Annotated in this window: 12 protein-coding genes; 6 read left to right on the forward strand and 6 right to left on the reverse strand. The window is 34.8% G+C overall.

What is annotated here, in order from left to right; all coding sequences use genetic code 11:
• Window positions 1–136 precede the first annotated feature (136 nt).
• From ACJ2A9_RS10615 to ACJ2A9_RS10625, 3 genes are all read left to right on the forward strand, one after another.
• Complete coding sequence (locus ACJ2A9_RS10615; RefSeq protein WP_441421623.1) at window positions 137–1,060, forward strand: aldo/keto reductase; 924 nt, start codon at window positions 137–139, stop codon at window positions 1,058–1,060.
• Between the two features lie 168 nt (window positions 1,061–1,228).
• Window positions 1,229–2,047 carry a YitT family protein gene (locus tag ACJ2A9_RS10620; protein WP_441421624.1) on the forward strand — a complete coding sequence of 273 codons (819 nt, stop codon included), beginning with the start codon at window positions 1,229–1,231 and terminating at the stop codon, window positions 2,045–2,047.
• A gap of 146 nt (window positions 2,048–2,193) precedes the next feature.
• Window positions 2,194–3,573 (forward strand): serine hydrolase, encoded by a 1,380-nt coding sequence (locus ACJ2A9_RS10625; protein WP_441421625.1) that lies wholly within the window; start codon window positions 2,194–2,196, stop codon window positions 3,571–3,573.
• Between the two features lie 114 nt (window positions 3,574–3,687).
• Here ACJ2A9_RS10625 and ACJ2A9_RS10630 read toward each other — a convergent pair whose 3' ends face one another.
• A complete protein-coding gene (locus ACJ2A9_RS10630; RefSeq protein ID WP_441421626.1) occupies window positions 3,688–4,626 on the reverse strand; it encodes an SDR family NAD(P)-dependent oxidoreductase in 939 nt (312 codons plus the stop codon).
• Window positions 4,627–4,811: 185 nt separating this feature from the next.
• On the opposite strand from ACJ2A9_RS10630, the gene ACJ2A9_RS10635 reads away from it, so the two are divergent.
• The gene (locus tag ACJ2A9_RS10635; RefSeq protein ID WP_441421627.1) at window positions 4,812–5,990 is read left to right on the forward strand and encodes an MFS transporter; all 1,179 of its coding nucleotides are present in this window, start codon (window positions 4,812–4,814) and stop codon (window positions 5,988–5,990) included.
• Between the two features lie 34 nt (window positions 5,991–6,024).
• Here the strand turns inward: ACJ2A9_RS10635 and ACJ2A9_RS10640 are convergent, their stop codons facing one another.
• Together ACJ2A9_RS10640 and ACJ2A9_RS10645 are read right to left on the reverse strand one after the other, a co-directional pair.
• Entirely contained in the window at window positions 6,025–6,843 is an 819-nt protein-coding gene (locus ACJ2A9_RS10640; protein WP_441421628.1) for a DUF368 domain-containing protein, read from the reverse strand.
• Between the two features lie 49 nt (window positions 6,844–6,892).
• Entirely contained in the window at window positions 6,893–7,513 is a 621-nt protein-coding gene (locus tag ACJ2A9_RS10645) for a protein kinase family protein (RefSeq protein ID WP_441421629.1), read from the reverse strand.
• A 425-nt stretch (window positions 7,514–7,938) separates the two neighbouring features.
• On the opposite strand from ACJ2A9_RS10645, the gene ACJ2A9_RS10650 reads away from it, so the two are divergent.
• A complete protein-coding gene (locus ACJ2A9_RS10650; RefSeq protein ID WP_441421630.1) occupies window positions 7,939–9,459 on the forward strand; it encodes a cobalamin-dependent protein in 1,521 nt (506 codons plus the stop codon).
• Window positions 9,460–9,465: 6 nt separating this feature from the next.
• Window positions 9,466–10,497 carry a uroporphyrinogen decarboxylase family protein gene (locus ACJ2A9_RS10655; protein ID WP_441421631.1) on the forward strand — a complete coding sequence of 344 codons (1,032 nt, stop codon included), beginning with the start codon at window positions 9,466–9,468 and terminating at the stop codon, window positions 10,495–10,497.
• Window positions 10,498–10,560: 63 nt separating this feature from the next.
• Here the strand turns inward: ACJ2A9_RS10655 and ACJ2A9_RS10660 are convergent, their stop codons facing one another.
• The 3 genes from ACJ2A9_RS10660 to ACJ2A9_RS10670 all read right to left on the reverse strand — a co-directional run bounded on the left by ACJ2A9_RS10660 (window position 10,561) and on the right by ACJ2A9_RS10670 (window position 13,978).
• Window positions 10,561–11,352, reverse strand: coding sequence for an HAD family hydrolase (locus tag ACJ2A9_RS10660; RefSeq protein ID WP_441421632.1), 792 nt, complete (start codon window positions 11,350–11,352; stop codon window positions 10,561–10,563).
• A 118-nt stretch (window positions 11,353–11,470) separates the two neighbouring features.
• Complete coding sequence (locus ACJ2A9_RS10665) at window positions 11,471–11,944, reverse strand: hypothetical protein (RefSeq protein ID WP_441421633.1); 474 nt, start codon at window positions 11,942–11,944, stop codon at window positions 11,471–11,473.
• A 297-nt stretch (window positions 11,945–12,241) separates the two neighbouring features.
• Window positions 12,242–13,978, reverse strand: coding sequence for a glycerophosphodiester phosphodiesterase family protein (locus tag ACJ2A9_RS10670; protein ID WP_441421634.1), 1,737 nt, complete (start codon window positions 13,976–13,978; stop codon window positions 12,242–12,244).
• Between the last annotated feature and the right edge of the window lie 111 nt (window positions 13,979–14,089).

Genomic DNA, 14,089 nt, shown 5'->3' on the forward strand with positions numbered 1-14,089 from the left:
CATTTTATCATAAATATCATCGATGATTTTTAGAAAATGTACCATTCCTTTCAATTGTTTGCAGAAAGCAAAACATGTTAAAATTCTAACTGTTGGATTTATTATCGTAGCTATACCACTTTTGGGGGGATTCTGTTTGAAAAAAAATCAATTAGGAAATTCCGACTTGTATGTTAGTGAAATCGGCCTTGGCTGTATGTCGCTTGGAACCAGTGAAAAAAAAGCAGCTGATATCATTGATGAAGCATTACATTTAGGTATTAATTTCTTAGATACGGCGGATCTTTATGAATACGGATTTAATGAAGAAATTGTTGGCAAAGCAATCAACCACCGTCGTGACGATGTTATCCTTGCAACAAAGGTCGGAAACCGTTGGAATGATTCAAAAGAAGGCTGGGTGTGGGATCCTTCCCGTCACTACATAAAAGAACAGGTAAAAGAAAGTCTTCGTCGATTGCGCACTGACTATATTGACTTATATCAATTGCATGGAGGGACGATCGAAGACCCGATTGATGAAACGATTTTGGCATTCGAAGAGTTGAAAAAAGAGGGACTTATTCGTTATTATGGGATTTCATCCATTCGTCCAAATGTTATTAATGAGTATTGTAAAAAATCAAACATTGTTAGCGTCATGATGCAATATAGTTTACTTGACCGCCGACCCGAAGAACTTTTTCCACTTTTAATGGAAAACAATATCAGTGTTATTGCACGTGGACCATTAGCAAAAGGGCTACTTACACAAAATAGTAAAGATAAAATAACTGAAAAAGTAAGAGAACATGGATATCTTGATTATACCTTTAGTGAGCTTATAAAAATCAACACAAAAATAAAGGAACTCTTAACATCATCGCAAACAATGAATAGTATCGCTTTGCGTTATCCACTATATCACTCTACTGTTGCTACTGTTATTCCTGGAGCAAGTTCAATTGAACAAGTAAGAGAAAATATAGGTGCAGTTTCAACAAATCAACTAACAGATGAACAATATGAAGAACTGCAATCCATCACTAAACAAACAACTTATCCACAACATCGTTTTTAATTAATAAAGGATTTTATCAAAGAGGAACGTTATGACTTCAGTTATAACGTTTTTTTGTTATTTTGATCCGTTTTGTAAAAAATAAAAGTGACTACTTGCTCATCTTTCAAATTTATTACCTCTTCATTATGCTAAAGGATTGTCATTTATAGAATGGAGTGTCAGATGATGAATAATTTTTATCGAATAGTAGTAATCTTTTTCTCTTCCATTGTGCTGGGATTTGCATTTAATATGTTTCTTCTTCCGCATGAAGTTCTTACTGGTGGGGTAACTGGAGTAGCAATGATATTAGGTCTGCTCTCACCTATTAATACAGGAATTTGGATCATTATTTTAAATATCCCTATTCTTATCCTTGGATGGTTAAAACTGGGGAAGACATTTATTGCAAACAGCTTCTTCTCGGTGTTAGTTACATCGATTTCTATGCTGTATATTCCAGTTGTTCAAATCACGAATGATGCCCTCTTATCATCAATCTTTGGTGGAGTGATTGCCGGAATTGCAATAGGAGTGATTATTCGATTTTATGGTTCTACCGGTGGTTTTGATATCATTGGTCTTTTATTAACAAAAAAACGAGACATTCCTTTAGGCGGGCTCATTTTCGCATTAAACAGTATCGTTGTATTTGTTTCAGGATTTGTCTTTGCATGGGACTTGGCATTATATACAATGGCTTCAATTTATGTTACTGGCATTGTTATCGATCGAATTCATACTCGCCATATTAAGCTTACACTTATGGTTGTAACAAGATGCGGTGAAGAGCTCAAACATGAAATGCTTTCTAAATTATATCGCGGAATAACGGTTATTAATGGTGAAGGGGCATATTCAAAGTCAAAACTTGAAATCCTCTATACAGTTATCTCCCGTTATGAATTAGCGGTTGTAAGACCTTTAATAAAACAAATTGATCCAAATGCATTTGTCAGTGTGAGCGAAACGTTGGAAGTGATGGGTAATTTTAGAAGAGAATAAGGTATATGCGCTTCTCTCACAATTAATTTATTCGCCCTAAATACATCGACTTATTCTGCTATATTTAACCAAAATATGCATTGACAGTACCTTCCTGTTAACATATGATCAGTTTAGTTGATGTTCTGAACGAAGAGGTGAATTAATTGAAAAAAGTCATGTCACTTTGTGTGATTTTAATCGTTTTCTTATGTAATGGAAATTTAACTTTAGCAAATACCACTCCCGCTGTTTTTTTGGAAGAGAAACAACTCTCTTTTGATGTTCACCCGATCATAAGATCCGGTACTACATATTTAGAGTTACGAAGTTTTTGTACTTCTTTAAATTTTAAACTTCAATGGGATCAAAAAAACCAAACCGCTTCCTGTTCAAAAGACAGTGATAAACTAGCGATTACACTTAACAAAGTATCTTATAAGTATAACGATAACATTGTTCAGTTTAATGCTAAACCAATCTTAATTAACGGCAGGACAATGGTGCCATTGCGTGAAATTACTGAACGACTTGGATATAAAGTTATTTGGCTGGCCGTTCCAAATGAAATATTATTACTTAATACGCAAGTAGCCTATAGTTCTAATGAAGAAGCTGAAGATGGTGACATTAAAAAGCAGCAATTAGCAACCGACTACTTAATAAGATTACAACAGGCAAAGCGTTTTAACGGAACGGCTTTCCTTGCCAAAGAAGGAACAGTTATACTAAACCAAGGATATGGGTATGCAGACGAACAGACAAAACGACAGAACCGTCCTGAAACATCCTTTGCTATTGCTTCAATTACGAAAGGAATCACTGGAATAGCTATTTTACAACTTGAAGAAAAGGGGCTGCTACAGTTATCCGATACGGTTGATAATTACTTACCAGAATTACCTTATGCAAAACAAATGACAATTCATCAATTATTAACTCATACTGCCGGACTTCCATGGGAATTAACGACAAGCTTAGCTGAAACAAAGTTAATCCATGAGCCAGGCAGTAATCAAAGATATAGCAATGTTGGTTATATCCTGCTAAGTCAAATCATTGAACGGACTTCTGGTGAACATTATGCGTCATACGTTAACAATCATATTTTTTCTCCGTCAGAAATGAATCATTCCGGATTTGATATTAATACGCTTCCAATTCAGGAACGTGCTATTGGCTACTCTTATGAAAAAGATCAACTAACAATCGTAAATCGTGATTTTTCAATAAGGGCTGGTTCAGGAAGTTTATACTCCACCGTAGAAGACTTATATAAACTTCAAAACGCCTTATATTCAGACAAAATTCTGAAAAAAGGATCTAAAGATAAAATGTTATCACCACATTATGGCTCTTGGGGCTATGGTTGGCTCGTATTTCCTTCAAATAACGGAAAGCTAGTTCAATTATCCGGTTCAACCACTGGCTTTACCAGTTATATTAGAAGTAACGAAAGAAGTAAAGATGTCTTGATTCTATTAAGTAATCATGCCAATAAAGATTTAGAGCGTATCGGTAAGGACATTGAACGAATCATGAATTAACACAATAAATGATTGAAAGAGGCAGTTCATAATGAACTGCCCTCTTTTTGTACAATGATCGATATTTCACTTTGTTTTTTGCCGCTCGGTTGATGAAAATAAAGTCTCAATACGTTACCTTTTATCATTTTGCAAAAAAACTAACGTTTGCTCTATCCCCTCTTTATAAGAAGTCCGTGGTAACGGTCCTATTTCTCGTTCATACTTCTCTCCATTTAAGATCACTGGTTGCTCATTTAAATAAAACATTTCAACATATTCTCTCATCATTCCATCAAATAAACCGATAAAACGGACCATTGTTTTATTAACTGAAGACACCTTTTTACGATATCCAGTAAATTCTCTTGCAATATGGATAATTTCCTCACCTGTAATTGTCCCACTACCTGGTATATTCCAATTTTCTCCATACGATTTTTCTGAAAGTGCTAAATCAACGATTGCTTTTGCACCATCGGGAGTATATATGTACTCTCTAGGAATACTTTGATCTCCAACAAACATCGACCTTTTATTTTGGATGATTGTTTGAAATGTAAAATTTAAAAGCGTATTACCCATATGTGGCCCATAGAAATCAGGACAATGTGCTATGAATACAGGTACATTCGATTCTTTTGCAGTTCTTTCAAGTTGTAATCGGATTTTTCCCTTTTTCGTATGAGGGCTCTTTGGAAACTCTTCCGATATTCTATTCCCATCACTTCTTCCATACGCATAAATATTATCAACATAAGCTAGCTTTGTTTGATTTCTTTTTGCTGCCTTTAAAATATTTGCTAACAATTTTGTCTGTTTTTTCTCCCATTCCTGATAAGGAATATTTACGGCGTGAAAAATCACTTCAGTTTCCTTCGATGCATTTAGAACATCTTCATCATGAAATACATCACCAGAAAACACTCGTATTTGCTCGTTTCCACTAAACAAATTCTCTAATTTCTGCTCATTTCTTGCAAATGCTACAACTTCTATTCCTCTACTAGCCAGTTCAAATGTAAGTGCCGTTCCCATTGATCCCGAAGCCCCTAGTACTAATGCACGCTTCAATGTTTCTCCTCCTTACAATTCCACATTTAGGTAAAAAATAGGCTATATGGATTAATATATATGTATCCTTCATTTATGTCACTACAAATTAATACACACTATGCTCCAAATTTTTATCTGAAGGTGTGCTAGTGGTATAATTCCCTTATGAATAAAGTTAGTACGTAACAGGAGTGAATATCGTCTTGGAAACAAAAAAAGCTTTGCCTATTTTATTCGCAATTATGTTTCTCGTCATGGTCGGTTTTGGAATTATCATTCCGGTACTGCCCTTTTATGCCGAAGAATTAGGAGCTTCACCGACACAATTAGGATTATTAATGGCTGTCTATTCATTAATGCAGTTTCTTTTTGCTCCTATGTGGGGAAGAATTTCTGATCGAGTCGGAAGAAAACCAGTAATGATGATTGGGATTTTTGGTCTTTCGCTATCTTTTTTCTTATTTGCCTTATCTACGCAGCTTTGGATGCTTTTTGCTGCAAGGATTATCGGAGGATTCTTATCTTCTGCGAATATGCCAACGGTTATGGCCTATGTAGCTGATATAACATCTGAGGAAAACCGCGGTAAAGGAATGGGGATCATTGGTGCTTCAATTGGGTTAGGATTTATTTTTGGACCAGCTATTGGTGGTATTTTTTCAGAAATAAGTTTAAATATGCCATTTTATATGGCTGGATTTACATCTCTGTTAACCTTTTTTCTCGTACTGTTTCTATTAAAAGAATCTTTAACTCCCGAAAAAAGAATCGAACCTGCACAGAAAAAAAGTTCCTTACACCAAGCGTTGCAACGCCCGCTTTCTATATTGTATGTTTTACAATTATTTGTCTCACTATCATTGGCAGGACTGGAAGCAACTTTTGCTTACTTCGCTGCCGAAAAAGCTGGCCTTGGCACCGTAGAGTTAGGATATATCTTTATGATAATGGGATTTGCAGGAGCATTAGTACAAGGCGGGTTAGTTGGAAGACTAACAAAAAAATATGGCGAAGGTACAGTCATTCAAATCGGAATTGTCATATCAGCAATAGGATTCGGGCTGATTTTACTTACTGAAGACTTTACTACTGCCGCTATTTATCTAACCATTTTCGGGATTGGTAACGGCCTTATCCGTCCGAGTGTTTCTTCACTCATTACAAAAAAAGCAACTACTGGTCATGGCAGTGTGACTGGGCTACTTTCTTCCTTTGATTCACTTGGAAGAATTATTGGTCCGCCATTAGGCGGAGTACTCTTTACCATTGCTGTAGGCTTACCCTATATTTCAGGAATTATCTTATCGATCATTGCCCTCCTTTTGTTTCGAATCTATTCGACTCAATCAAAAAAGCTTCCAAGTGGAGTCTATCATAACTAGTAGGAATAGGGGATGTCTCATAATGACATCCCCCTTATTTTTTTTCTATCGCACTAAGTAGATATGCACTACAAAAACCTACTAAACCAGCAAGTACACTTGCCAACAATAACGAGATGTCTGAATCAATTCCAGGAAAAATAACAACCATCGACCCAGCAATAAAACCAATCATTACAGCATAAGTTCCCACTCGAAAATGGTTTAATAAAAAAGTTATGAATCTACTTGTTAATACTAATCCAATTACAATTCCCGATCCTACTATGAGAAGCACTTGAATGTTAATCGTAGATAGGGCGTTAATTACAGTCGGATATATTCCTAACAATAGCAACATAAATGAGCCGCTTATTCCAGGTAAAATCATTGCTGAACTAGCTAACCAACCTCCAAAAAATAATAAAATATACTCGTTCCATGTCAGTTCATTCATAACTCCGGTAACATCATCCCCTTTTATAAATACGGTTGCAGCTACGACTATTGCCGCCAAAACAAGAAGAAAGTAATGAAACTTCGCAAAGCTTTGTGAATAATTAATATCTTTAAGAAGCATTGGAATAATTCCAAGAATTAGACCAAGAAAAAAGAAATAGGTAGGCTGATGATATTCGATTAGCATCCATTCAATTACACGACTTAGGGAAACTAAAGTGATCACAATTCCAATCCCTAGCGGTAAGAGAAATGGGATATGTTTTTTCCATTCTTTTGTAAAAATCCCGTTAATCGATGCAATAAATGACTGATAAATTCCTAATATAAGAGCAATGGTTCCTCCACTAACTCCCGGAATCAAATCACTAATCCCCATTAAAATTCCATTATAAACATTGCGCCATTTAAACAACTTATTCTCTCCTCTGCATTGCATTTTTAGTCTATATCTATATTGGTTTTCAATAAAATAGGAAGCGATGAAGAACGTTCTTCTTATATAGAAAGGCTGCTAGATTCAACAAAAAAGCAGGTACCTTTTTAGGAAACCACTGATGCTTATAATACCGATAAAAAACCGTCTTTAAATCATTCCATTGCGAACAAATTTTCTTTTGCCTAAAACGCGCAACATCAATTATCTTAATACTTCCGGCAGGTGTTAATATAATATTACGCAAATGGATATCTGAAGGGTTTAAACCGTTGTCCCTTGCCAGTTGCAGGGCATGATCTATCTCCCTTATGTGGTAACTTTTAATGGTAACTCCCTTTAAAAGGCAATGAAACAAAGTGTTTCCTTCAATATAATCTATCACCAAATAATTTGGACCGTATTCGTATAATACCGGAAAATATGGGTTATCAATTAAACTTATATATACTTCGGCCTCTTCTTTTGCGATATTAATATAAGAAGGAAAAAATACTTTTAACACTTTAGTCGTTCCTCGAATCCGAAACACAAAAGCACTCCTCCCCTTGCCAATGAGGTCTAATTTTTCACCTTTCTCATTCAGTCGTATAGTTGAACCTACTGTACTATATTTAACACTCTGAGCTAATGAATTGTAATATTTCATAAGTAACCTCCTTCTCGAATAACGATACTCATTGAAAGAAAGACAATAAGTGGTTTTAATAGAATGTAGTTACTAACAAAAAAAACCTTTACCAATATTTGGTAAAGGTTAATCAAATAAGACCTTTACCATATCCGGTAAAGGTCTTGCTAACAACGTGTGGTTGCCAACAAAGCCGGGAGTATAATCTCCGAAATGACGACTTTGCTGTAAAAGCTACTCCCCTTTAGGAGATTAATCGTATTATAATCTTTATCTTAAATTAAAAACTAGCAATCTGTCAATGAAGGATACTTACCAGATAGAAAGGATATTCCTATTTTTCTATCTAACTATTTTTATAAATTGTACGATTTGTGCCATATTCACTAAAAAAAAGGACACTACTTTTGTACTATTATTATGGTAAAGGTGGTGTTTTTTCATTGAACACAGTTGAGAATACACAATTATTAGATTTCGTATTAAAAGAATTAAATGACCAACTAACTGTGCATCTATCCCAAATCAATTATTGTGAGGATCTAGAAACAACATCCTATACACTAATTGATTATATACAAAGAGGGAAAAAAATCGTTCAGTCCTACATGAAAAAAGATACGTCAATTACGTTGTTAGCTGAAGATACAAAACAAGAAATTGAGAAACAAATAGACTTAATTTTTCGCAATATTGAAAATCTCTTACGAGTAAAAGATTTATCTGAACATGCTACAACACGAATGACAGAAATAAAACAAAGTAACGAAGAAATAGTTGGCGGCTTTCAAAAGGCACTAGACATTCTAACAAACATTGCTAGACATACCCGAGTACTATCGATTAACTCGAATATTGAAGCATCCAGAATTGGAGATAAAGGACTAACTTTTAAAGTCATTTCCAAAGAAGTACAAAAGCTCTCAGATACAACTGCAGATGCTGCGGCTGAAATGTCGGGGTCTACCAAACAAATTACACAACAATCCAACGAAATGAGCCAGCTGCTTTCTCAAACACACGAAACATTAAATGAATCTGTTAACGATTTAAATAATGGTAAATCAGGATTCGACATGATGAAAGCAGAAATTGAAACCATTGTAACGGAATCAATTGTTTTAGATGAACTTTTACAAACGACCTATGATTTATTAAGTAAGGCGTTAAGCATGCTGGAATATAACAAAGTTTCAATTTCAAATATAAAGAAGACTTTGGCTAAGCAAGCCACTCAAACAGAAGCATTAATTCAAACCATCAGTCAATCTCTAAATCTAAAACAAGATTCGATTGATGCAAGAGATTTCCGGGATTTACAATTTGAGTACTACAAAAACTTTCGCAATGAAAAGCGCGCAACATGTATAAATATTATTCACCAAGCACATGAATTAGGTTTTTCTCCTGAGCTTATTCTAACCCAAATTGTTGAATTTGCCGTAGAGAAAATTGGGAAAGAGCAGATTGAAAGAGATGTACCCCTGTCGGAAATTTATTTAAATGGAAGAATTATCGAGGAGAGTTTAGATCTCTTATTACCATTACTCACATCAAATAATGTAACAAAAACAGAAACGATTGTAATCGGAAATGCATTTGGTGATTACCATGCGTTAGGCCGGAAAATTGTCGTTACATTTTTAAAGCTTGGCGGCTTTGATGTAATTGATCTTGGCTTATCAGTAAGTAATGAACAGTTTGTTGATACGGTAAAGAAGTCGGGAGCACGATTAGTTTGTGTATCAGCCTTAATTATTCATACTGCAAAAGAAGTAAAAGAATTACGGCAGCTTCTAAATAAAAAGGGATTATCCCATGTAAAAATTCTTGTCGGTGGCGCCCCTTTTAATTTTGAACCTCGATTGGCTGATGAAGTTGGTGCGGACCAAATGGCACATAATGCTATCGAAGCAACGCGTGTTGCAAAAGAAATGCTTGGATTGCTAAAAAGAGAGGGGTAATTTTCAATGAATTCTATCGAACGAGTTGTAGGGGCTGTAACATTTCAACAAATCGACCGTATACCAGTTATTCCCTTATCGTTATCACACGGATCCATCGTATTAGGGAAACAATTACCCGACTATCAAAAAAGCGGACAGTTATTAGCACAGGGGCAAATGAAACTGCTAGACATGTGGGAGCATGATGCTGTAATTGGGGTTCCACATGTTGTCGAAGATTTAGTTCCCTGGGGGATTCCATTAAATTATTATCCAAATGGGTCACCAACAATGGGGAAAATTGCAATTAGAACATTTTCAGAAATTAAAGATTTAAAAGTTCCAGACCCAACAAATTCTTTGGAAACTCGTGAGACTTTAAAGGCGATATCGATCCTTAGTAAAGAAGTTGGTAGCCACACACCTGTTATCGGAGCACTTATTGCTCCTTTTAGTTTACCAAGTATGTTAATGGGTACAGGAGAGTGGATGAAATTACTGCTCGATGATGAGCAATCAAGGGAAAAATACTTAGATTTGCTGTTACATAAATGTAAAAATTTTGCTGTTTCATGGGCTAAGCATCAAGTTGAAGCAGGAGCACATATTATCGTTATTGCCGATGGAATGGCCTCACAGTCCGTCATCTCAAGGGAACTATTTGCAAAGTATGCTTTGCCAATTATTAAAGAAACAATTAAAGAAATCTCGGTACCCGTTGTTTATGAGGCTGTTGGTAGTGTTGAAGGGATTATCGATTTAGTAGCAACAACAGGTGCTGTTTGTGTCACATTAGATTATAAGGATGATTTAGCTAATTGCATGAAAAAAGTACAAGGAAAGATTGCGATAATGGGTAACTTGAACAATATTGAAATGCTCTATTGGAATCCTACAAAAATGAGACTGGAAGTACGTAAATCTATCGAAAAAGCAGCGGCAAAATCGGGCTATATCTTATCTTCACAAGCCCCAGAGATTCCTTATGATGTTCCACTGAACGTTATTGAAACAATGATCAAGGCAACAAAGGAATTCGGTGTCTGTCACCGTTAAAAGACAAAACCACCGCATTTGTCCATGTGCGGTGGTTTTCACAAATAAACTTGGTCGTATTTCTTACCTAACCAGTCCTAATGATTTTAACCCTTCAAAAACTCCAGAGTTCGTTACGTCGGTTGTTTTATGCTTTGCATATTCAAATAAAGAATGATTGGCATTCCCCATTGCAAATCCATCACCAACCGAAGCAAGCATCTCTTTGTCATTAATTCCATCACCAAAGGCTATCGCTTGCTCCTTAGAAATGTCAAGTTTATCTAATACTTGTTGAACCGCAAAACCTTTATTAATATTATCTCGAATAACATCGAATGCATGATCACGAAATCCATCTACATTGACTGGAGATAAGTGAATATTCCCATACTCTTCATACAGAGCAGGTTCATTCTTACGAAGGTTAAGAAGAGTAACACCTAAAATACGATTTATATAAACCGAATTAAAATGCACGTTTTGTTTCAGATGAAATTTTTTAATAAATCCTTCTGTAATTTGAGAGTTTAATGCAGTAAATACATTTTTGTCGTTTGTATATAAGACAATTTCGTTTTCTTGTTCATTTGCCAGATCTAAAAAGAATTGGATCATTTCAGGCTTCATCGGTTCAATAAAAATATCATTCCCTTTATGTACTGCATAAGCACCATTGTAGCCTATAAAAGAATAAACGTGTAATTCTTCACCGATATCTTTTATTTCATGAATAGGGCGACCTGTTGCCAGAAATACTTCTATCCCTTGCTGTTGCACTTGCTTAATCGCTTCTTTCGTTGATTCCTGAATTGTATCATCAGGCAAGATAATTGTTCCATCTAAATCTAAAAATAATGCTTTATGCTTTGTCATTGCTGCTATATCCTCCCAATGGTACTTATCTTTTGTGTACCTTTTAAATTATAAGGTGTGCCAAATTATAAAAAAAGTACCTTTTACAGGCACTTTTTTATTAAAATCACCAATTTTATTACTTTTTATTTCTTATCATTTGATTTACCATCGTTTGCATTGATGATATCACTGTCCGCTTGTATCGAATTGCAAGAATGAGAACTTTTAATTGTTGTACTCGAGATAAGTTTTTAAAACGAGGTTCTTTTTTTAAAAAAGAACGGAAGATTGACCAGCTTTTTGGCGCCATCGGAAAATCATCAAGGGGCTGCTTATTGCGAATTCGGTTTAGCCACGATTTAAGCCCTGTAGAAAAGCTATCATCAACAATACACGGAGCATAAACATGTTTCGTATATTTCCGAAGATACTCAAATCGCTCGAGGCCGCTTAGTATGCTATAGCTACCATCTTTCCTGTTTTTTTTAACAACCAAAATGTTCATGCAGTCCCACATCAAACCTTGAAGTTTCTTAATATGATCCGTTATCTTTAATGATGAATCGGCTTTGATTTCACTTATAGGTATATACTGTACAGTAAATCTCATATACACCCTCCCCTGTTTAAAGTGGATCGCAAGTCCCAACAAAAAAATTGACAGGAGTGTTGGATTTTGACTATAGGATGTCGGATTGATCACTGAAAATTTTAGACCCTACTATAAGTAGTCTATTAACAATTGCCGTCCTATATGCATTTTTTTTGGTGACTGACACCAGAAAAAGACAAGACCACCTCATCTGTTCATATGAGGTGGCCAACTTTCCAAACTCACAAATATTCTATTTCAACTTATTGTTGGGTGAAATCGATACCAATCACACTTTGAACTTTTTCAGGATAGTCAGTAATAATAAATAATACCGTGAATATCATACTTTAATACTTCTTTAATATTTCGTTCAAGATTAACAGTCCATACCCAGACCTCACGATTTTGCTTTCGTGCATTATTAATAAAACGTTCAGAAAGCATTGTTTGCCTTATCGTATAAAAGTCTACATCCAACTCTGATAAATTCCCAGCTGATAGATATAAGATTTGCCCAATTTTAATCGTATTATTTCTTTTTCGAACCTCCTGCAGCAAATCATATTCAAAAGCTTGAATATATATATGTTCTTCCATTTCATATTTCTCGATTAAATCGACTACTTTTATTGCAAGTTCACCATTTGGATCATCAACGGGTTTCAAGTCTACAATCAATAAGACATTCTCTTCTTTAATGATATTTAGAACCTCTTCCAATGTCGGGATATATTCCCCAATAAATTCATCAGAAAAAGGAGAACTAATATCAAGTTTTGCCACTTCCTTATACGTCATGTCTCTCACTCGAGCAGGAACACCGGCAACTCTTTGCAGAGTGTGATCATGATTTAGAACAACTACCCCGTCACTTGTTAACATCACATCAATTTCAACCGCATCAACCCCTTTTTCGAGTGCAGCTTTTATACTGCTTATCGAGTTTTCAGGCGCGCTATGTAAATCACCACGATGAGCAGCTACTTGTACATTCCATTTTAAATAAACAATATTTTGATTTAATGAACTGTTTCCAATTAACAATAGAAAGACAATGATTAAAATTACAAAATTAAAAAGTGTTTTTCGGTTTGTTACAAATGCACTCAATTTGTTCTCAAGTTTGGTTAATTGATCACTTCTATGTATCACTAACTGATCTTCGATGACGATCCCTTGTTGGATCTGAAATGTATAAAAAAGCCTCGTAATGATAATGATGTTAATTGGTATTAAAAATAAAGAAAGGAGAAATGCAAAATAACTAGAAAACGTTATAAGATATTCCTCAATCATTGTACTAACAATCGTATCACTCATTGTTGACAGCATTGAAAAAAGAGTAACAGTTACAAACCAGGCAACACTGATTACAACATTTAAGAAGCATAAGTTAATAATAATCAGTAGTTTATTGCCTTTGGTTAATTTCCAACTCCATTTCATTGCCTCAAAAATTGATTTCTCCTCAATAAAAATATAGTGAATAGTAAATATCCACCTTATGAAAAGGATCGTCACCAGGATAAGTAATACTAAAAGGGCAAACATGAAAGTATATGACGATTCATAAACTTGATTCGTTAAAAAAATAGTGAAATTAAAATCTAATAAAGCTGGAAAAACAGAGAAATCAATAAAAGGGATAATAAATAATGTTAGAAAAATATATTGAAAAAAACCAAAGCCAAGTAATTTAGGTAACTGTATCACTGTTGTTACTAGCGCATCTGATAAAAGGATATTTCTGGAAAAATACCTTTGCTGGGCAATAATTAAAATAACACCTAACTTTACTAATAAAATAACCACTGCAATAAAACCGATTCCAAGTATCCCAATTAAACCAGGTATGCTTAATCCAAGTTTGTATACATCTGCATTTAAAAGTGAACCTGTCCCAATGATCTTTAACATTCGATTAAAAATAAACGAAATGAGCGGTACGAAAAGAAAACTTGTAACAAGCATATACAAAAGGGCAAAGAAAAGATATTTCATATAGGAAAATTTATAATCACGTATACTTCTTTTTATTAATTCAAACACATGACCACCTGTCCTTTAACGACAATAGTATACCAAACGATGATTACTACTACAAAGCAGATAACCGTGGAGTTAGTGATCCATATATTCCCACTACTTTATGGTACATTT

Origin of the sequence: Anaerobacillus sp. MEB173 (genome assembly GCF_052119505.1) — a bacterium.
In the GTDB taxonomy this organism is placed as follows: Bacteria; Bacillota; Bacilli; order Bacillales; family JBJMAU01; genus JBJMAU01.